Annotated in this window: 17 protein-coding genes and 1 tRNA gene; 7 read left to right on the forward strand and 11 right to left on the reverse strand. The window is 49.3% G+C overall.

Going from position 1 to position 20,823, the window contains the following annotated elements; translation table 11 throughout:
- Positions 1-26 precede the first annotated feature (26 nt).
- Both QN379_RS07710 and QN379_RS07715 read right to left on the reverse strand, forming a co-directional pair.
- Positions 27-2,588, reverse strand: a complete 2,562-nt coding sequence (locus QN379_RS07710; protein ID WP_323506403.1) for a DNA internalization-related competence protein ComEC/Rec2 — start codon at positions 2,586-2,588, stop codon at positions 27-29.
- 6 nt (positions 2,589-2,594) lie between these two features.
- On the reverse strand, positions 2,595-3,392 hold the full coding sequence (locus tag QN379_RS07715; protein WP_323506404.1) for a TatD family hydrolase: 798 nt from the start codon (positions 3,390-3,392) through the stop codon (positions 2,595-2,597).
- Positions 3,393-3,737: 345 nt separating this feature from the next.
- Between QN379_RS07715 and QN379_RS07720 the strand changes: the two genes are divergently transcribed.
- Positions 3,738-4,778: a flavin reductase gene (locus tag QN379_RS07720; RefSeq protein ID WP_322239870.1), complete on the forward strand. Its 1,041-nt coding sequence runs from the start codon at positions 3,738-3,740 to the stop codon at positions 4,776-4,778.
- A 140-nt stretch (positions 4,779-4,918) separates the two neighbouring features.
- Here QN379_RS07720 and QN379_RS07725 read toward each other — a convergent pair whose 3' ends face one another.
- The 3 genes from QN379_RS07725 to QN379_RS07735 all read right to left on the reverse strand — a co-directional run bounded on the left by QN379_RS07725 (position 4,919) and on the right by QN379_RS07735 (position 7,008).
- Positions 4,919-5,761 (reverse strand): DUF1223 domain-containing protein, encoded by an 843-nt coding sequence (locus tag QN379_RS07725; protein ID WP_322239872.1) that lies wholly within the window; start codon positions 5,759-5,761, stop codon positions 4,919-4,921.
- 145 nt (positions 5,762-5,906) lie between these two features.
- Positions 5,907-6,686, reverse strand: a complete 780-nt coding sequence (locus tag QN379_RS07730) for an SDR family oxidoreductase (RefSeq protein ID WP_322239874.1) — start codon at positions 6,684-6,686, stop codon at positions 5,907-5,909.
- Positions 6,687-6,699: 13 nt separating this feature from the next.
- Positions 6,700-7,008: a 4a-hydroxytetrahydrobiopterin dehydratase gene (locus QN379_RS07735; RefSeq protein WP_322239876.1), complete on the reverse strand. Its 309-nt coding sequence runs from the start codon at positions 7,006-7,008 to the stop codon at positions 6,700-6,702.
- Positions 7,009-7,339: 331 nt separating this feature from the next.
- On the opposite strand from QN379_RS07735, the gene QN379_RS07740 reads away from it, so the two are divergent.
- A complete protein-coding gene (locus tag QN379_RS07740; RefSeq protein ID WP_323506405.1) occupies positions 7,340-7,789 on the forward strand; it encodes a hypothetical protein in 450 nt (149 codons plus the stop codon).
- 234 nt (positions 7,790-8,023) lie between these two features.
- On the opposite strand, the gene QN379_RS07745 is transcribed toward QN379_RS07740, so the two are convergent.
- Entirely contained in the window at positions 8,024-9,919 is a 1,896-nt protein-coding gene (locus tag QN379_RS07745) for a M12 family metallo-peptidase (RefSeq protein ID WP_323506406.1), read from the reverse strand.
- Positions 9,920-10,587: 668 nt separating this feature from the next.
- Here QN379_RS07745 and QN379_RS07750 point away from each other — a divergent pair.
- On the forward strand, positions 10,588-11,211 hold the full coding sequence (locus QN379_RS07750; RefSeq protein ID WP_322239882.1) for a trimeric intracellular cation channel family protein: 624 nt from the start codon (positions 10,588-10,590) through the stop codon (positions 11,209-11,211).
- Positions 11,212-11,328: 117 nt separating this feature from the next.
- Here QN379_RS07750 and QN379_RS07755 read toward each other — a convergent pair whose 3' ends face one another.
- Together QN379_RS07755 and QN379_RS07760 are read right to left on the reverse strand one after the other, a co-directional pair.
- Positions 11,329-12,141, reverse strand: coding sequence for a DUF72 domain-containing protein (locus QN379_RS07755; RefSeq protein ID WP_323506407.1), 813 nt, complete (start codon positions 12,139-12,141; stop codon positions 11,329-11,331).
- 209 nt (positions 12,142-12,350) lie between these two features.
- Positions 12,351-12,427, reverse strand: a tRNA-Met gene (locus QN379_RS07760).
- Positions 12,428-12,635: 208 nt separating this feature from the next.
- On the opposite strand from QN379_RS07760, the gene QN379_RS07765 reads away from it, so the two are divergent.
- Positions 12,636-13,208, forward strand: coding sequence for an NUDIX hydrolase (locus QN379_RS07765; protein WP_322239886.1), 573 nt, complete (start codon positions 12,636-12,638; stop codon positions 13,206-13,208).
- Positions 13,209-13,305: 97 nt separating this feature from the next.
- Here QN379_RS07765 and QN379_RS07770 read toward each other — a convergent pair whose 3' ends face one another.
- A complete protein-coding gene (locus QN379_RS07770) occupies positions 13,306-15,633 on the reverse strand; it encodes a putative bifunctional diguanylate cyclase/phosphodiesterase (protein ID WP_323506408.1) in 2,328 nt (775 codons plus the stop codon).
- A 493-nt stretch (positions 15,634-16,126) separates the two neighbouring features.
- On the opposite strand from QN379_RS07770, the gene aat reads away from it, so the two are divergent.
- The 3 genes from aat (at position 16,127) to QN379_RS07785 (ending at position 19,000) form a co-directional block, all read left to right on the forward strand.
- On the forward strand, positions 16,127-16,849 hold the full coding sequence (aat, locus tag QN379_RS07775; RefSeq protein WP_322239890.1) for a leucyl/phenylalanyl-tRNA--protein transferase: 723 nt from the start codon (positions 16,127-16,129) through the stop codon (positions 16,847-16,849).
- A 278-nt stretch (positions 16,850-17,127) separates the two neighbouring features.
- The gene (locus QN379_RS07780; protein ID WP_322239892.1) at positions 17,128-17,853 is read left to right on the forward strand and encodes an arginyltransferase; all 726 of its coding nucleotides are present in this window, start codon (positions 17,128-17,130) and stop codon (positions 17,851-17,853) included.
- A gap of 97 nt (positions 17,854-17,950) precedes the next feature.
- Positions 17,951-19,000 carry a quinone-dependent dihydroorotate dehydrogenase gene (locus tag QN379_RS07785; RefSeq protein ID WP_323506409.1) on the forward strand — a complete coding sequence of 350 codons (1,050 nt, stop codon included), beginning with the start codon at positions 17,951-17,953 and terminating at the stop codon, positions 18,998-19,000.
- Between the two features lie 118 nt (positions 19,001-19,118).
- Here the strand turns inward: QN379_RS07785 and phnE are convergent, their stop codons facing one another.
- Positions 19,119-19,952 (reverse strand): phosphonate ABC transporter, permease protein PhnE, encoded by an 834-nt coding sequence (phnE, locus tag QN379_RS07790; protein WP_322239896.1) that lies wholly within the window; start codon positions 19,950-19,952, stop codon positions 19,119-19,121.
- Positions 19,949-20,815, reverse strand: coding sequence for an ABC transporter permease (locus QN379_RS07795; protein ID WP_323506410.1), 867 nt, complete (start codon positions 20,813-20,815; stop codon positions 19,949-19,951). The genes phnE and QN379_RS07795 overlap by 4 nt, the downstream gene beginning before the upstream one ends.
- Positions 20,816-20,823 lie beyond the last annotated feature (8 nt).

Raw genomic sequence — 20,823 nt, forward strand, 5'->3', positions numbered from 1 at the left:
TTTAGAGCCGACGCTCAATGATCGTCTCAGCGACCATACCAATAACGTTTATGTTGCTGGCGATACTCCGTCACATCAAGCGTGCTGCCAAAATGTAAAAGTATTGCACCAGATTGATCATTGCGTACATTGCGAATGCCTAATTGTTGATAACGTTCCAACACTTGCGCCTGAGGATGTCGAAATCGATTGCGATAACCCATCTGAAAAATTGCCACAGACGGATTAACCTCTTGCAAAAATGCGCTGGTTGAAGAGGTTCCACTACCATGATGCGGTACGAGCAGCACTGTCGATTTTAAACGACCGGGCGCATTCGGCGTCATGACGCTATCGGTGGCAATCGCTCCTTTATCCTGTATCAATTGTCGCTCCTGCGCCTTCTCTATATCGCCGGGAAGCAGGATCGACAAGTCACCGTTGGTAATTTTGAGCGTGCAACTCATGGTATTCGCCTTGCCCGATTTTCGATCCTTACGTTCGTTATTTTCATAATTATGCTTTGCAGGAAATAGCATATCAAACTGCACGCCATCCCAATTCCATGACTGTCCGTCCTGACACCGAGTGTGGCCCGGTGAGACAGCAACAATCCGATGATCAGGGGATAAAGATGAGTACACACGATCAACCTCAATCGCCTTTATCACGGACATTGCACCGCCGGAATGATCGCTATCCGAGTGTGAAATCACCATCGTATCAATCGCGGTGATCCCTCTGGCCTTTAGATACGGCACGATAATCCTGCTACCGCCATCGGACTCAGGCGAGTAATAAGGCCCCGTGTCATAAAGCAAGCGATGCCCGGAAGTTTCAATCAGCAGGGCCATACCTTGCCCGACATCAAACGCAGTAACCGTCATCTCACCCTCCGCGGGCCGCGTTGCGGAGTGTAACAATAACGGTAACCAGCCAATCAGGGCTAACCAGCGTAACGGCCAGCCGCGTGGCGCCAATAACCACAGCGTGGCAGCCATCGCGATAGCAAAAGTCCACGCTGGCGGCAACGGCGCTTGCCAGACAGCCAGCGGAAAACTGCTGAGCCATGTCAATACTGTTGCCAGCCAATCCACCAGAATATGCGCCAGCGTTAATACCCATCCCGATAAGGGTGCAGGCAACATACTGCCCATCAATGCCATCGGCGTCACTAACAGGCCAATCAACGGAATGGCAATGGCGTTCGCGAGCGGACTTATCAGGGATATTTGTCCAAACAAAAGGATCGTCATTGGCACTAATCCGATTGTCACGACATATTGGGTATAAGCGCCGTTTTTTATAGGATCGAGCCACACTCTGGCGGGAGTATTGGGAACCAAAGCGGACGCATCAATTAACTGCTTGGTGCGGCCAACGCTAGCATACAAAATCGTACCCACCGCGCCAAAAGATAGCCAGAATCCTGGAGAAAGTACCGCCCATGGATCGCGTAGCAATACCACCATTAGGGCGATACACAAAATATGAGAAACACTGGCAATCCGTCCGGTCCAGATGGCCAATGCGACCATCAATAACATATACAAGGTTCGCTGAGCAGGCAAGCCAAAGCCTGCCAATAATACGTACAACAAGGCCGCAGCCGCACCGGCTAATACTGCCGCTTTCTGGGCGGGTAGACGCAACGGTAAAGTGTTGCCGATAAAAAAAGACCGTCGCCATAACGCCGACATGATTGCGGCAAAAAGGCCCGCAATCATCGTGATATGAAGACCCGATATGGAAATCAGATGCCCCACGCCAGTACGATTAAAAATTAGCCAGTCGTTTTGATCTACGGCACGCTGATCACCGAGGACCAATGCGACTAAAACACCGACATATTTCTTTTCTGGCAAAGCCGCCAAAATACGTTGGCGAACCCAACCGCGCACCGCTTCTACACAATGACCGAAAGTGAAGACAAAGCGGTCTAATTGACGGTTGTTTAGTGACACATCTACTGACGAATCAACAGTTTCATCTGCGCTTAAAGAGGATGCCTTGTCAGCGCGAACATAGCCTGTTGCACGCAAATTTTGTTCGAGCAACCAAACTTCGTAATCAAATCCGTGGGGATTGGCATTGCCATGTGGTCGTTTTAAGCGAACTGTCAGCCGCCAGCGTGCGCCGGGTTCAATCTGACCAATGTCGCCAATCTGAACGCCGTCATTGGCTTGTTGCTTTGGTTGATGATTGAATGGGCGATACCAAGACAGCGCCAATTGGGATGGTATCGTTGGTGTTACGCCCTTTTGCGGTAAAACTTTTTCGACCGCAAAGTTAAACCGCACACCTTGTTCAAAATGGGTCGGCAAACTCGCAATGGTACCGATCAATGTGACGTCCCGCCCTTCCCACTCGACCGGCAACTCCTGTCGCAGATAATAGTGCGCAAACAGCGCCGCCCAGCAAAAGCCAAGTAACGCACCGCAAACAATCAGCCCCGTTATTTTTATCAGTCTATGCCGAAGTATCCCTGCGACTAAGCCAGCAAGAGCCGCCAACAAGCACACAATACCGATGAGAAAAGCGGACGGCAATGCTGCTTGAGTCTGTAAAAAAACCACACCGATTAAGAAACCAAGAATGAAACTCCGCACCGGCGACTACTTCAGCAGCGCAAGTCGTGGCAGCGCCGCGAGCGCGTTCGCGGTGGTTGCCTTGGCCAATTGCTCTGTTGTCATCCCGCGTAACTTTGCTAAAACTTCCGCAATCAAAGGAATTTGCGCCGGTGCATTCTTCTGTGGATGCAACCACGCTGGCGACATGTCCGGCGCATCGGTTTCGAGCACCAGTGCGGTCAGCGGCAACTCGGCCGCCAACCGTCGAATCTGCAAGGCGCGTGTAAACGTCATCGCCCCACCAAACCCTAGCTTAAAATGTAGTTCGATAAAGGCTTCAGCTTGTTGAAAGCTACCGTTGAAGGCATGCGCGATACCGCCTCTTACTTTGATCCTACGCAAGTATTTTAACAACGTATCCTGAGAGCGCCGTACGTGTAACAAAACCGGCAAGTCGAATTCACGGGCAAGTTTTAATTGTTCGACGTAAAAATGTTCCTGCTTTGCGCGCAGCACGCCTTCGCCCAAACCCGGAACGAAGAAATCGAGCCCTATTTCACCAATCGCGACAAATAAAGGATCATCCATCGCCAGCGTGATCGCTGCCCGCAGTGCCAATAAATCGGATTCTTCGGCCTGAGGAACAAAAATAGGATGAATACCAAGCGCGTAGGTGCAATTTGATTGCTCAGCCGCAACGGCCGCTACGGTGGCAAAGTTTGCCCGTTCAACCGCAGGAATGACGATCCACGAGACTTGATGCTGTAATGCCGCCTCGGCAAAGGTTGTCTGCTCGCCACCAAATTCGGCGGCGTCAAGATGACAGTGGGTATCGATCCACATGGGATGTGTCCTATAGAGCAATTTTTGATGGAGGTTTGCCAGCTATCTAGCGGGATTGGCAGATTAATATCGTAGCATGCGGTAATATCTGTCAACAGATCTAACACCTGAGTATTAGGAAAATTAGGGAAATTACGCATATTACTAATTTTAGAGAATGCACGTGTTTCGCGTTTTTTACGCTTTACCCGAACGCTGATTCTTTCGCATTTTTATATGGCGTAAAAATATTCATCCGTCTTCCAACATGCCATTAGCCCTATCAACCATATCAAACCATTCAGTGCGTCAGTTCCCCGCAATAGCCTGATAACATGCTGATCGAAGAAAATTGAATTAAATCAGATGGATATACAAGAAACTACTCCGCTTGCGGATAACCAAACACTTGCAAAAATATTTGACCAGCGCGAATATCGCAATGCATTAGGCACGTTCACCACCGGTGTGACCATCATTACCGCGTGCAACGACAGTGATCAGGGCGACGGCATCGAAAAGCGCGTTGGCATCACCGCAAATAGCTTTAATTCGGTTTCGCTCGATCCACCCCTGGTTTTATGGAGTCTGGCAAAATCATCAAGTAGCGCGCCGATATTCGAAACGGCTGAATACTGGGCCGTACATATCTTGTCGCACGATCAGGACGCTCTGGCAAACCGCTTTGCCAAGCGCGGCGTGGCTAAATTCGCCGGACTTGAAACCGAAAAAGGGCTAGGCGGCGTGCCGCTTCTGCCGGCCTGCACCACACGCATGCAATGCAAAACGGCCTATCGCTATGATGGCGGTGATCACATCATTATGGTTGGCGAAGTGATGCACTTCGATCATTCCGATATTCCACCGCTTGTTTATCAGCGTGGCAGTTATGCCATCGCGACGCGCAAGGAACTGGCCGATGAAGCGGAAGCATTGATCAAAGCAACGACAGGTGCACGTATTTTCAATACCAGCGCGATGAGCCATTTACTCGGTAGCGCTTACTTCCAGTTATACGGAAAACTACGTGAATATGGTGCGCAACAAGGTTTGAATGATACCGAATTTTTTGTACTCAATACGTTAGCTGCACGCGAAGGGCTGAGTATTGAAGAGTTCAACCGTCTATTCGCTTACGCCGGTCATTCGCCGTTAATTATCGTGCTCGATGACATGACCGCGCGCGGGCTATTGCAGGCTGTGGCTGATCAAGGCGAGAAAAATGGCAGCGGTCTTTTCTACCTCACCGCGCTGGGCCGTGACCTAACGCAAAAAATTGCCGCAGCGGGATCGGAAATTGAGGCCGATATGATGGGGAAAATGGGTGCTGTTGATGCTATCGCTTTGCGCACATTGCTACGTCGCTTCATTAACATTCCTGATGATCCCGTCGAATTTGACGAATAATCGCCATTTCAGTCGTCAGCAACCATCGCGGCGATCCTCTTATGATGGATCCCGCAGATAAGTTCTACAAACTATTTCTGCTGAACTTATCTTTTTTAACCGTCTAACAAATCTGGCTAAACCCTGCGAGCCGCACTCCGTCAATGATCCAGTGCAAGTCTTGCCACTTGCAAGACCTCTCCAGTCGTCGCATCCTGAACAAATGTCACTATTCCAAACTGATCAACCGGAACATCCCCTCCGATGCTATCGAGGGAGATGTTTTGCTGAATCTTTACCATGCCCGCTTTCAATGCAAACGGCCCCAACCAACGTCTTACAACAAACTCGTGATGGAGAGTAGCGCCGCCATTTTCGCCAGCGGCCACTTTTGACACTAACTTATTCTGATATACAGCAACAAAGGCATTTTGCGTTTGCTTAGGATCTGTTGTGGTGCTGGGACTAATAATGTCGCGGGCTATGGCAGTCAAATCATACGACCTTGGCCCCCGCGCCTCGTTTGAGGTCACCTTGATCATAATATCGACAGGCGATGCTTGCGCGTTAATATGCTGAAGTGCGCTCTCGGCGGCACTCGCCGTACTCCACTTTCTGAGCTCACGCCCGCCTGCAAAGACCTCCGGCGTGTACACGACTTTGGTGTTGGCATAGTCGGCTAATGCTTGCTGGCGCAGTGTAAATGCATGATCACCGAATCGATCTTTCCAACCCAAACTATCCCAATAGTCGACGTGCAATGCCAATGGAATCACCATATCGGCGCTGACTTTTGAACCGATTTTAGCCAGCCATGCATCAGCGGGCGGGCAACTGTTACAGCCTTCGCTTGTGTAAAGTTCAACCAGCGCCACACGGTGAGCGGGACTTTTTGCGGTCAACTCAACTGCTTGCGCGGTGGATATCAAGCCACCGGACAGTACGGCTAACAGCGCATATTTATGCATGATTGAGATGACGTTAGAGATAGTAGAGGCAAACACGCGCAACTCCAAAAAGATGATGATGTCCTTTGGTCGCTGAGTTGGTTACTTCCTTACAGACACCTCCTAAACATCTTTAATATTATCAATATAATAATATTAAACGACAATCCCCGGTCACAATACCAATACACACATTTAAGGATTATGAAACAGACGGAGCCCGATAGAGATTTACGACATCCCGATCCACCCGCACCAGGTTTTGTCCTGCATCGACAACAAACTCTGCACCATTGAAGGACGGACGCGTCAGCAATAAAATCGCCTCCGCAATATCAGACAGCGGCGCCACATACCCCAGCGGTGTTGAGCGCTCAGAGGAGTATTCAAAATCAGCTTGGGTCTGATCTCCGCTAGGCGTCATCAATCCAGGATAGAGGGCATTTACTCGCAGTACCGCACCACCAGATATGGCTAACATAGCGGTCATATTTCCTAGCGCAGCTTTCGCCACGGTATAACTAAAATCCTCAGGGTGGAAATTTGCGCGGACCTTTTGATCAACGACATTCACCACCACGCCTTGCTGACCACGTTGCTGGGCCTGCTGGAAAAAAGTTTGCGTGAGTAATAGTGGCGCACGGCAATTAATTTGCCAGGATCGCTCCAGATCCTCAAGTGCAAAATCAGCCAATGTGTCAGGAAAAAATATAGCAGCACAATTGACCAAGACATCAAGTCGCTCAAACGTGGCATAAGTGGCTAATATCATGGCCGACAATTCGACCGGATTAGATAGATCGGCGCGATGAGCGACGGCTTTATGTCCCGCTGCCTCAATCAACGCGACCGTCTCCTGCGCCTCAGCCTGCGAATTACCATAATGGACTACCACTGCATAGCCGGCCTGCGCAAAGCGCTCAGCAATCACACGACCGACGCGTTTGGCGGCGCCGGTTATCAGTACTACGGGTTGCGTCATATCGATGATCGTTCTAAATAGGTTTTTTATGCGTATTCGCGGCGGCGTGATCCATGAATTGCGCCATTCGCAAATCCAGTTCAGTGACGCCATTCGCATCGTGGGTTGCCAGTAGAACAACTACACGATTATAAACATTCGACCACTCAGGGTGGTGATCCATTTTCTCTGCCAGCAAAGCGACTTGCGTCATAAATCCAAACGCAGCATTAAAGTCGGCAAACAGAAAAGTCCTTTGAATGGCATCCCGGTCTTTCACTGCAGACCATTCGGGAAGACTCTGCAGGGCCGTAACTGCGCCGATATGTGATGGTCGTGTCATCGAATAATATCCATGTGTAAAACAGTAATTCTATCGTCAGAAGCGATACCGCGTCATCTGTCACGCCTACTACCTCGTTACGCCACGGTTGCATGTCATCCAAGAACTATGCGTTATAGGACGAAAACTTTGCTAACCCGCGCCAATCTTCGATTGCGTACATCGACATCATTGAACGTCATTACTCTTTATTATTGGTCAATAAACAATTACCTATTATAGGTTGTGTCTAAACGTACGCTAAGACGTGACTTTGTAACGAGTTGAATCGTTGCTTGTGGCAAATATTTTTACGGGTATAGTTTGCCTATATTCAACTTTTAGGGCACTTATGAAACGCTTCCTCTGCGCGGCAATGTTCGCCGCAATAAGCTGTACCGCGTTTATTTCAGCACAGGCAAACGCGCAGGTCGGGGTGAATATCATCATCGGCTCACAACCGCCGCCACCACGCTACGAACGCCCTCCACCACCGCGTGCAGGCTATATCTGGGCGCCAGGTTATTGGAACTGGGCTGGAGGTCGTCACGTGTGGCGACAAGGCTATTGGAACCGGGCACGTCCTGGTTATCAATATCAACGACCGCGCTGGGAGCAAGGTCGCGGCGGTTGGCAATTGAATCGTGGCGGCTGGGAACGAGGACATGGCGGTCGTCCCGATTATCGCGGCAATGGACGCCCAAATTACAACAATCATCGGGGTAACGGACGCCCGAACGGTGGGCGACATGACAACGGCAATCACGGCGGCCGAGACGATCACCGCGGCGGCAATCGCTAACAAGCAGACTAAAAAATAGTCGGCATAGCAATGATGTGCACCATGAAGCAATGAAAAATCCTTTCTCGCAAATGCGACAAAGGATTTTTTAAACGAACATCACGAACCTGATAATTACCACTATTTTTTGTGCTTGGTTCTGGTCTGGATCGGAAGAATCAGCCACGTGCGGCATGACCGAACGCCCCTTCCACTTACCTCAAATCGTTCATCAATATTACTAGCGTAGTGTCCTCACTGTTTTGTCACATCAACGCGATGTTGTGCTGTCGCTTTGCGTCCACCATGCGTGCTTGCTACTTCCACTGTTGCATCATAACTACCCACTGGCAAGGTTGACAGGCTCAGTTGTTGTTCGGCTCCTTGCAAAATGTCACGGCCAGCTTCGTTAAGAATTTTCCAGCGGTATGTAGGTCCCGCGCCGGAGGCTCCCGCAAAATTTGCACTCGCTTTCAAGTTAGCCACTTGCCCTTCGATAATTGACGAGTCTCCAGTAATACTAGCCTTTTGTTCTACTACGCTAACGTTAATAGTGGCACGACTTTGTTCGCCGTGTTGATTGGTAACTGTCAGCGCGTAGGTGCCCTCGCCGATTTGGTCTTTGCCAACAATCGCGTCAGCATCTGCTCTATCAGCATAACGCAGGCTAAACGGTCCGCTTAATTTTTCCCATTTATAGTGTGTGGCGTAAAGACTCTTGCTACCTTCGAGTTTGTAAGCAAAACCTGTACTGGTGGTGCTTACAGCATTAATATTTCTTCCAACCACGGCTTGCGGAGGATTCACCGGTGGCGTGATATCGACCAGCGGCGGATAAAAATTAGCAACTACTTCGCGTCTTTCATCCAAACGTCGAGCGTTGTTTTCATACCGTTGAGTGCCCATCTCAGCACCTTTGTACAAAATGTCTGGATTGGAAAAGTAATTTAATCGGGCACACGAAGGTGAGCAGTTATAAGCCATGATAGTGCGCCATCTGCCCCCGCCAGTGCCGGCGGTGTGCTTATAACCATGTTGATACTCAGGTGTTCTGGTCGGCACACCACCGAACTGATCGAGGTCGTGACTGAGGCCCAGGTTATGTCCGATCTCATGCGCGAAACTGTAATAACCTGTCGCATAACTATAATCAACAACTGAAAAAGCAGTCGCTTTTGATGCATTGACATACCCCGTACCTGCCGACGTATTTGATGTCGCCAGCATGACCACCACATCTGCGCGATGACTTTCTCTAAAACCATGGACCGGTGCACCTAATACCGGATCGTTCGTATTTTTAAGCTGAGATAGCATATTGGTGTACTTTCCCTTTTCGTCGTAACTGGCATCAAAGGTTCCGGCATATTCAAAAGTAATCGCGACACCGCTATTTTTTGCGCCTTGGTTTGCCTCGGCAAATGCGAGTTTAATCACCGCTTGCAGGTCCTTCGCTTTTGCGCGGGATTGATTCGTCGTCACAACCATGACGCGAATCGTGCTATGCGCACTTTTTAACTTTATACTATCGCTACCGTCAACAAACTGCGTATGCATGCCGTCGCCAGCTTCAGCGAGTATTTGCTGGAATTGGCGCTCTTGCTGGTCTTGCTGCGTATTATCGGCACTTCCATGTTCGGCGTGCTCGGCTTGATGTTCGACCGCGTCGTCTGCTTGATCGAGCTTACTGACATCGACTTTCACAATCGCGTGCCGTCCATTTTTGAGAGGCCAAATTTGATAAAGCTGGCCTTCATGGTGGAAGGAGCCAGTGATGTTTTCGCCATTGCGCACGAGGATGGCCTGGTTGGCAGCATCTGATGCATGTTCTTCGTCAGTCTCATCAGATGAGATTTGACCGCGCCATATACTGACGCCATCGACATCAGTTTCTGCTGTAAATTTTTTAAAATGTAATACATGACCATCATCTATTGGCAAAGCGATTTCGTCTTGCTGATCATTCACCAGTAAAGGTGTAGCCGTCGCCAGGCGCACTGATGCGGTCGCTGGCGCTGCCAATATTTCTGCCAAGCCGCTACTAGCCGCCGCAGCAGCCGTATTTATTGGAGAGTCGATATCGGTCTGTTCTAGTTGAAATAATTGGTTCTCCTCAATTGAATACGCCGATGCGCAGTAAATAAGGGACATAACTGTTGATATGGCTACCAATCGGAGTGTTTTTTTTATTGAGGTCATTTTACGGTCTGAAATAAATAGAAAAATCGAAGTAGAACGATTTAATCTGATGAAATAAAATTATAAAAATAAGAAGATTCTTGGCTTACATCTACGAATACGCTTGAATCAAATTTCCTGGCGAAAAAAACTGAAATTGACACGTTTCGAGAAGTGCAAAAACGGGCATAAAAGATAACGTCACCCATTATCGTGGGTGCGAATGAAGAAGGTAATGGGACAAACCCGGAGCGTGATAGAGACTATTCTTAGCTTATATAGACTCACCATAAGCAAAAAAATGAAACACAATCCTCTTTATGAGAATGAGTCGACATAGCGCGATTGATGTTTTTTTGAAGACATCTCTGGCGCAGTAATAACGTCATCACTTCATAAAAAAGTGACATCCCTCTTTTCTTGCGTTATCTTGGAATAAATACTCTTTTAAGAACCTGAGAATCTATCGCCAATACTCACTAGCGGGCGAAGGAGCAGCGCTGAAATTGACATTTAGATGCGTAAATGAATATCTAAAGCAACCTATCCGCCCCGGTTACGGTTGCTTTTAAAGAGATTAAGCAGGTTGCAATCGGTAAGACCAACCCGATTCATACACTTTTTTTTGTGAAGGATAATACTTGCTTTTACATACCATCTACCTGATAGCGATTGTTGCAGAGGCGATGTCAGGCGCGATCATGGGTATGCGCCGCGATATGGATCTTTTTGGAATTTGCATGATTGGCACAGTCACCGCATTAGGTGGCGGAACAATGCGCGATGTGTTGTTGGGCCACTACCCATTAAGTTGGATCGCCAATCCGGAATATTTACTCTTCACCATTAGCGCAGCGATCGTCACTGCGGTGGTGGCGCGCGTTCTCCATCATTTACGGACGGTGTTTTTAGTAGTTGATGGCTTGGGCTTGGTGGCATTTACGGTGATAGGGTGCAACGTTGCGATGGCTAGTGGTATGACGCCGGGTATCGTCATCATGGCTGGCTTGATTACCGGTGTTTTTGGCGGGTTGTTACGAGACGTATTATGTAACGAAATTCCATGGGTGTTACGACGCGAACTATACGCCACTGTATCGCTACTAACCGGTGCTTTATATGTTGGCCTACTTTGGATAAAAGTCGATACCAATGTCGCGTCCTTGATCGCGATCGGAACGGGCTTCTTGTTTCGATTATTGGCAATGCGATTTCACTGGCGATTGCCGCGCTTCAACGGTGACAGAATACGTGGGCTGGATTGATGCATGATGGCGTCGGCGCGGATATCAAAAGGTCCGCGCTGTCAGTAATTTATCAGAAAAAAATAACAACTCACGCATTGTTTCGTCGCAGAGTATAAACAGCATTTCAAGTGCAGCTCAACCCAATCGCTCAAGCAAGGCGATTGCGCCAGCCGGTGCACGTTCTTTGGCACCGTTGATAAAGAATACAAACACATCGCGTGCCACGTCTTGCTTCGTCTGGGGAGTGATGCGTGGAAACACATCCTGATCAACCGCACTACTCCCTACAGCAAGTTTGTTAAAGCGGGTCGCCCACGTATCAAGCGACTCGGGAGAGTAACCTGACTTTATTTCAGATTGACTACACATCAGTCTTGCATAGACAAAATCGGTACTGAAATCTGCAAAGGAAGGATAATCTCTTGAATCGGTGAAAACGCTCGCAATTTTGTATTTCCGCATCAATTTAAAAAAATCAGGGATCATAAAACTATCATGTCGCACATCCAGTACATGACGCAGTTTTATACCGTCAATTTTATTCGGAAGTAGTGAAACAAAAGCAGTGATGTCAGCAATATCACAGTGTTTGGTGGGTGGTAATTGCCATAAAACCGGGCCTAATTTTTCTCCAAGTTCCGCTATACCACTCTGAATAAAGCGCTCAACAGACTCACCGGCATCCGCCAGTATCCGCCGATTGGTGCTATAACGCGGTGCTTTCACCGAAAAGAGAAAGCCATCTGGCGTTTCTGCCGCCCATCGTGCGAACGTAGCGGGCTTTTGCGTACTGTAGTAAGTACCGTTTATTTCGATTGCAGTGACTTGGCGACTGGCGTATTCCAGTTCATGGGCATGAGCCAGACCTGCCGGATAAAAGTTGTCACGCCAAGGGGCGTAAGTCCAGCCACCTATGCCAACGCGTATGAAGCATTTACGGTTTTTCATCTTCGCTCCTTAGCAACGACGATGCTTTTATAATAACAACATATTAACGCAACGGAGAAAAAGGCGAACTGGAAGGTAAAAACGTTGATAAGGATGTGATTAACAGGGAAAATTCGGACTAATGAGGGTAACGCGGGCTAGTTGTTAAAAAACCGTTCTTAAAAAGCAAAAACCGCTGAGCAACAAAGCTGATCAGCGGTTTCGACTATTGGTTGCGGGGGCAGGATTTGAACCTACGACCTTCGGGTTATGAGCCCGACGAGCTGCCAGACTGCTCCACCCCGCGTCTGAGGAATGAGAGTATAAGCTGGTTTGATTAATATAGCAAACGTTATAGTCAGAAAGCGCATTTAGATGGTGCGGTGATACACTTCCATGTCAGGTAAAAAAAGCAGGCTAAATGAAACACCTTGTTTATAGTAACAATTCCTTTCAACGCATAATGAATGATGTGCCTTTCAAAACATTGTGCCCAGACCTTTAATTCGCTACCTATGAAATTTTGCTCCGAATGCGCGCATCCTGTATCCCTGCAAATCCCACCTGACGACACGCGTTCACGCTTTGTCTGCAGCAATTGCGGCACGATCCATTATCAGAATCCGAAGATGGTGGTTGGCTCAATTCCGGTATGGGAGCACGATGGAGAAATAAGTATATTGTTGTGCAAACGCGCTATAGAACCGCGACTCGGTTACTGGACGCTTCCGGCTGGATTCATGGAGAACGACGAAACCACTGAGGATGCTGCACGCCGCGAAACAGAAGAGGAAGCCGGTGCCAAAATCACCCTGCATGGGCTTTTCTCCATGATCAATGTCCCGCACGTTCATCAGGTACATTTATTTTATCGGGCGACTTTGCTCGACCTTGATTACGCGGCTGGCATCGAGAGTCTTGAAGTGGAGATGTTTACCGAAGCGCAAATTCCTTGGGAAGATATTGCCTTCCCAACTGTTGCTACCACGCTGAAGGCTTTCTTTAACGATCTCAAACTAGTGCAAAAAAATGGTGCCAGTTTCGGGCTCCATACCGAAGACATCTATAAGCCGATGCGCAGCAAGTAGTTTTCTAATCCGGCGCTAGATTAAGAAACTACTATCTACCTTAAAAACTTGTCGGGGTTAGACTTCGTTTATCCTGACAAGCCAACAAATGTTCGGTCTATCTACGTGGCAGATAGGAAGCAATCAACGCATCGAGCGGCATTGGCCGGCTTAATATAAATCCCTGAATTAAATTGCAACCGTATTGACGCAAAAAAACCAATTGATCATCCGTTTCAACGCCCTCGGCAATGACGCCCAATTTCATGTGGCGGCCAAGCTCAATCATGGCGCGTACGATCGCTCTATCTTCCCTTAAATGCGGTAGACCATCAACAAATGAGCGGTCGATCTTAATAGAAGAAATCGGCAATCTTTTGAGCCTTGAGAGCGACGAGTAACCAACGCCAAAATCATCAAGACTAATCCCTACACCGAGCTCACGCAGTGCCTGCATAACAGGAATCACCTTTTCGGGTTGCTGCATCAACATACCTTCTGTCAGCTCAAGGCAAAGATGATGGGTCCCGATGCCAAACTCTTTCAAGATGACGGTCAGCTCATCCGGCAAATCATTACTCGTAAATTCCGGCGCCGCCATATTGACATGCATTTCTAGGTTACTCAATCCCGAACGATGCAAATATGCAAGATCTCGGCACGCCTGACGCAACACCCAGCGTCCGATATTGATGATCAGACTGCTTTGTTCAGCAATCGGAATAAAAATGTCCGGCCTGACGATATCGCCGTTTGCCCTGCGCCAGCGGATAAGCGCTTCAACGGCGTGCATCTTCTGATCGCTATCATTAAATATGGGCTGGTATTCGAGAAAGAATGCATTATCAGTCAGCGCCTGATGCAGTTCGGCCTCCATGGTCATCCGTTGCGCTACGTCGGATTGTTCAATCGCTAAAGTATGGGAAGTACTATTCGAAAAAAAGCTGAGCGCATTTCTGCCATTCTTTTTAATACGATACATTGCGGCATCGGCGCTGCGCAACAGTTCCGGACTGGTCATCCCATTTTCCGGGAAGATGCTGATGCCCACGCTGGCCGACACCGTCATATCATTGCCGTCAAACAGAAACGGCATACACGCTGCTTGCAATACCTTCGATGCCAACGCATTCAATTGCTGGTCTAATGGCTGCGTGGCACCATCCGGTATCAACAAAATCGCGAATTCGTCCCCTCCAAGCCGCCCGACATAACTTCCTGATGGAACAAGTAGCTGTAACCGCCTTGCAAATTCCTGCAACACTACATTACCGGCTTCGTGACCGAACGCATCATTAACTGGCTTAAAACGATCCAGATCGATAAAGATTAAGCCAAACGATGTTCCCGCAATGGTCGAATTCTGACAAGTGTTATCGAGCATATGATAAAAATAGGTGCGGTTTGCCAACTCCGTCAATCCGTCAATCTGCGCTAACTGCCGAATGGTTTCCTGCTGCTCAAGTCGTTGTGCAGTCTGGGCGATCAATACACCTATTGTCTCGGAAAGAATCGGTAGCTGGGCTTCGTGCTGGCGGGAGAGTTTGCTATAAAATTCCAGCACCCCGGGACTATGCCGCTGACCGCCCTCCGTCACATACACGACCGGAAAGATGTAGCCAGACCGCAATCCGCACTTGACAGCGCCATTGTGACGCAAGAAGCCCGGCGCGCTTCCCAGATTTTCAATCCAACGCGCCTCGCCGGATTGCCACACCAAACCCACTGTGCCAATGCCCGCGGCCATCCTCAATGCGGCGCTTTCTTCGTTGAACGCTTCGAGCGAGTATTGGGGGTTGTGCCAGAAATGCTTACATAAAAGTTGCTGCGAGCCAGCCAGATCAGACTCCAATGGGCGATCTAAAGCCCAATAAGCACCCCATTCCCAACCTAAATTCTCACATACCACTTTAATAACTTTGGTGACAGCAACACCTAAAGTATCGGTACTTAACAAAAATTGGGTGCACTCAAAACTCAGCCGCTCACGTATCGCGACATGCTTTGAAGCAGTCGTTTCTAACAAAACGCCACTACGGACCGCGTGCTTCCTGGCGGACTGAGGCAATGACATCAGGCGGAACCAGTGCATACCATACTTCTCAGTGACAACGCGAAACTCACGGTCGACCGACTCGCCTTCCAGACTGTCCGTTTTGAGCGTCGCCTCCAAAACTTTTAAATCTTCCGGAGGCATGCTAATTAAGCAATTTTTTAGAGATGGATACCATCCCGCCTCGACTCCCAACATGCGCGCGGCATTAACCGACAATACCAACTGATCGGTCTTAACGTCGAACCACCAGCGCCCAAAGAACGCTGCTTGCTCACTAAAATCGGGAACAATGGCTTCGGAGAGCGGGGTTCGTAAGGAGGGCGTAACGCTTTCGTTATTCGGCCGTCCGAACACTGGGGCCGAAGATACCAAAGAGGAGAATTCATGCATAGTGGCTAATATCTCAATCTCTTGGATAATGTTAATTGTGACTAATTACAGCATATTCCATTACAGCAAATTTCGGGCCAACAAAAAGGTTCGACCATTAAGCGTCAATTAGGCGCGGCGTTCAACTATCAATATTATCGCGCACAAAAATGATGCAAGGCGCGTTCCTTGCACCATTTACTGCTCGGCAACATGCATTCTCATCCTTATAGGTTGGGCAGAAGTGGTTAATATGGCAAACTTGGATGCATGCATCTTCAGAACTCAACGTGTCATTACTTTTTTATCAAGAAAAATCAAACGACGAGGATGAGTTAATCAGATACATACTACCAGTTCAGTAAAATTTCCCAATAAGCATTCTGATGTAATAGTGCACAGGGAAAATTTTTGATATTCAAAAATAGTTGACTATGAGAAAAACGCGATTTAACGCTGCTCACTTCCTTAAAATGGTAATCAAAAGCGCCCACAAGACGGTCAGGGACCGACGATGATTCCCTGGTTAGAAATTGACACACCATTTCCAGACGTGTCAGAGGCATTGGGACCGGACGATGGTGCGCCCGGACTACTCGCTGCGGGGGCTAATCTTTCGCCGCAGCGGTTGCTTAACGCCTATCGACATGGCATCTTTCCATGGTTTTCTGAAGGCCAGCCTATCCTTTGGTGGAGTACAGACCCGCGCATGGTGCTGGAAACCGAACGCTTCAAATACTCTGCCAGCTTAAAAAAAACCTTAAAGAAAATCCACCGTAATCGCGCTGATCGTCGCTGGCAGATTCGCTTTGACTTTGCTTTTGAGGAGGTCATGCATGCATGCGCCGCGCCACGGCGAGATGGTCAAGGCACATGGATATCAGATGAGATCATTGAGGGCTATCGGGCACTTCACCACCTCGGTTATGCGCACTCAGTGGAAGTCTGGCTTGATGGCAAGTTGGTTGGAGGCGCTTATGGTGTCAGCATCGGACGGATGTTTTATGGTGAATCAATGTTCGCGCGTGTCACCGATGCCTCCAAAATTGCACTGGCCTACCTGGTTCACTTTCTGCGTCAAAACGGCGTTACGCTGATTGACTGCCAGCAGGAGACGCCGCATCTTGCTTCGCTAGGTGCGGTTCCCATTTCTCGCGACGCCTTTATGCGACATCTCACCGAAGCGATAAATCATCCACAAATTCACAACTGGCGACCGATACCATTGTTCCCATAACAAGATTAGTAAGCATGGACTTACTAGCTGGTAAGTAAATTTGGCAAGCTATTGCAGTTTTCGGGTTGGTGCCAGGAGCGCGCCACCAACACGACATTGCGCTTACGGTGTAAATTACAGCTATAGGAAATACGCAAAATGATCCCGACAACGGGTTTGTATCCTCTCCGGAAAAACACAGTACGTTAGTATCGGGCCGCATAGACGGCTAGGAAAGCTCAACGTTGCCGGAGCGGTTTGCGAAAGTCCGAACTATTGAACCGGTCAGGAATAGGTACATGACGCACTTAAAAGATCTCCCATTTTCAACCCTCCAATTTTACGCAACGGCACCGTACGCTTGTAGCTATCTGGATGGGCGCCAGGCACGCTCACTGGTAGCGACGCCGTCGCACCTGATCAATGCCGATGTCTATTCCGAACTAGTCAAAAATGGCTTTCGACGCAGCGGCATTTTCACCTATCGACCTTGTTGCGATGGCTGCCATGCCTGCACGCCTGTGCGCACACTGGTCAACGCGTTCATCCCTAATCGCAGTCAGCGCCGAGCTTGGGAGAAACATCGTCAGTTGACCGGCTTAGTCACCAATCTTGCTTACGTACATGAGCACTACGAACTCTATTTACGTTATCAAATTTCACGTCACGCAGGTGGTGGTATGGATCAGGACAGTCGGGATCAATACGCGCAATTTTTGCTGCAAAGTAAGGTCAATACCCGTTTGGTCGAGTTTCGCGAACCAGACGGCACGTTACGAATGATCAGCATCATTGACGTGCTCAATGACGGACTATCTTCGGTCTACACGTTTTATGACCCAGACGTGATCGGTGCATCCTTTGGTACTTACAGTATTTTATGGCAGATCAAACAGGCGCAACAACTCGACATGGCGTATGTCTATCTTGGCTATTGGATCAAAGATAGCCTTAAAATGGCATACAAAATAAACTTCCGACCACTGGAAGCGTTAAGGGAAAATGAATGGGGTACGTTAGAATAGTGAAATTCGCCGACGTAAACTAAAAAATGGGACCATTCCCTTGTCTTATTGCCGGCCCACCAACCAGTTCTATACAACCGTTACCGCTCAGCCTACCGTGCCTTCCAAACTCCTGTACAACCTTGCCCGCCCCGCCCTATTCTCACTCGATCCAGAAGCCGCCCATCATCTGACCATGGCAGGTTTACGTCGTGCTCAGTCAATGGGACTTACAGCACTATTACCAAAACCAGCCCCAGATCCGCGCATCGTCATGGGAATAACCTTTCCCAACCCGATCGGACTGGCCGCCGGACTGGATAAAGATGGATCTACGATTGACGGCCTGGCTGCGCTGGGATTCGGTTCGATTGAAATCGGCACTGTGACGCCAAAAGCCCAGCCAGGCAACCCGCGACCACGCATGTTTCGCCTCCCCGCTGCCAACGCCCTCATCAATCGCATGGGCTTTAACAACGGTGGCGTCGATGCATTTGTCAAAAACGTGCAATCGTCGAAGTTTTATCAGGAACGTACTGGTGTGCTCGGGTTAAACATCGGCAAAAATGCCTCCACGCCAATTGAAAACGCCGCAGACGATTACCTTTTTTGCCTGGAAAAAGTCTATCCGTACGCAACCTATGTCACGGTCAATATCTCGTCACCGAACACCAAAAACCTGCGTCAACTACAAGGTGCATCAGAACTCGACGCACTCTTGTCACAACTCAAGCATGCGCAGCAGAAGCTGGCGGACCAGCACAAACGTTATGTACCGGTCGTGTTAAAAATTGCCCCGGATATCGACGCAGAACAAGTTAAAACTATCGCAGATGCGTTGCTGCGTCACAAAATGGATGGCGTCATCGCGACCAATACAACCATCACGCGTGATGCAGTCAAAGGACTTGCGCATGAGAATGAAGCTGGTGGTCTATCAGGTGCGCCAGTGTTTGAATTATCCAACACCGTCGTGCGCCAACTGCGTGCTGAGTTGGGTGATGCGATCCCGATTATTGGCGTGGGTGGAATTTTGAGCGGTGCCAATGCGCAGACCAAAATGGCGGCTGGTGCAGCGCTCATACAGCTATATAGCGGACTGATTTATCGCGGTCCGGCTTTGGTTCGGGAGTGCGCAAACGCACTTAGGAAAAACGGGATAAATTGAAAAATGCATTGATAAACGCGTCTAAAAGTGACTTATAAAGTTACTTGAGAAGCGAAATGACCCATTCTTCCTGACCTCAAACGGCAGTTTCAACCGCTGCAACCATGGCGCAATTGCGTTATCGCGTCATGGCTCGCCGTAGCATAAAACTGAGTCCATCGACAGTGGCGACCATCGCTAGCATGGCAACAATCACGCTAGCCGCTTGCGGCATCTGAAACAGCGACAGATGATATTTCAACATTTGGCCTAAACCGCCCGCGCCCACAACACCCAATATAGCCGCCGCCCGAATATTATTTTCCCATCGGTACAGCGTATATGACATCATTTGCGGCAAGGTTTGCGGCATCGTTGCGTACAAAAATGCTGGGATAGCTCGCACGCCGTTGATGCGCAAAGTGGCCTCGGGCAGCGACGACGTATTTTCATACGCATCGGCAAACAGGCGACCAAGGACGCCTGAAGTATGCGCCGCCAGCGCCAGCGTACCGGCAAATGGTCCTAATCCTGCCGAAATTAAAAGAATCGACGCCCACACTAGTTCGGGAATTGCCCGCAAGACGTTCAACAGTGTACGGGTTGCGGCGCGCGCAGTACCACCGAAACGGCCGCTCGCCACCAAACCAAGCGCGACACCGACAATCGCCGCCAGAATCGTACCGAGGGCTGACATTGACAGCGTTTCTGCCATACCTACCGCAATCTTAAGCAAAAATGGCGTAGATAATTCCGGCGGTGCAAAACCATGCAAAAACTCAAACGTCGTCCGCACCGCTTCTTGTGTAAAAAAGGCGCTCCACGTTAAGGAAAGAGACAGAAAGCTCGCAACGACCAGCGCGAATAAACCGCACAACAACGCCACCGTCGAAAAACGCCAGCGCGGTGCTTGCGGCAAGCGATCGAGCGCAGACACGGGAGAAGCGTCAGAGTTGTGCGTCGCCCTTCTCATTCAAGCCTCCCGCGCAACATTTTGCTCACCGCGTCAGCGCCTGCGACCAACAACACAAACACCAGCAACATCGTCGACAACTCCGCACCGGCCATCATTTTCATCGATTCATCCATCCGCTGGCCGAGACCACCAGCACCGACGAAACCCATCACCACGGAGCCACGTATCGCACATTCCCAACGATAAACGGTATAGCTCACGAGCTCGGCCGCCGACTCTGGTAGCGCACCATAAAATAGTGCGGCCAGCCGTCCACTACCGTTTTTAAGCAAGGTATCGGATGCGTGCGAATCGGATGACTCAAGGATTTCTGCGTAGACTTTTCCTAGCATTCCGCAATACGTCAGCGCAATCGCGATCACGCCAGCGGTCGGTCCCAGACCAACAATCCGCACCAACAATAACGCCCATACCAGTTCAGGCACGCTGCGTAACAACACCAGCAACCAACGGACGATTTGTCGGACTGACTGCGCCAGCCAACCCATGCGCCCCGTACCTATGCGCGAAAGGGATAAGTGTGACGTGACCACTATCGTCATCGGTATTGCCACCACCATCGCCAAAGTCATACCAACGGTTGCCATGGCGACGGTTTCCCACGTCGCGGCCGCAACCATTTTTAAAAACGATAACGAGTGTGCGGGTGGTACAAAACTCGCCAGAAATTTTCCCGTTGCGCTTAAGCTTTGCGTGTCAAACAAGGTCCACGGCTTAAATTCGCTGAGCTGCAACATTGGCCACAACAGCAAAAGAGCAATGATCGTGACCACGACCCGACCACGCCAGGCGGGATCTCGGTATTGCTCAAGATGATGATCGCGTTTGGGCTGGATCGCGATAGCTGGTGGTGTGCGCATGACCTGCC

It is taken from the genome of Glaciimonas sp. Gout2, from assembly GCF_035018905.1.
Lineage (GTDB): Bacteria > Pseudomonadota > Gammaproteobacteria > Burkholderiales > Burkholderiaceae_D > Glaciimonas.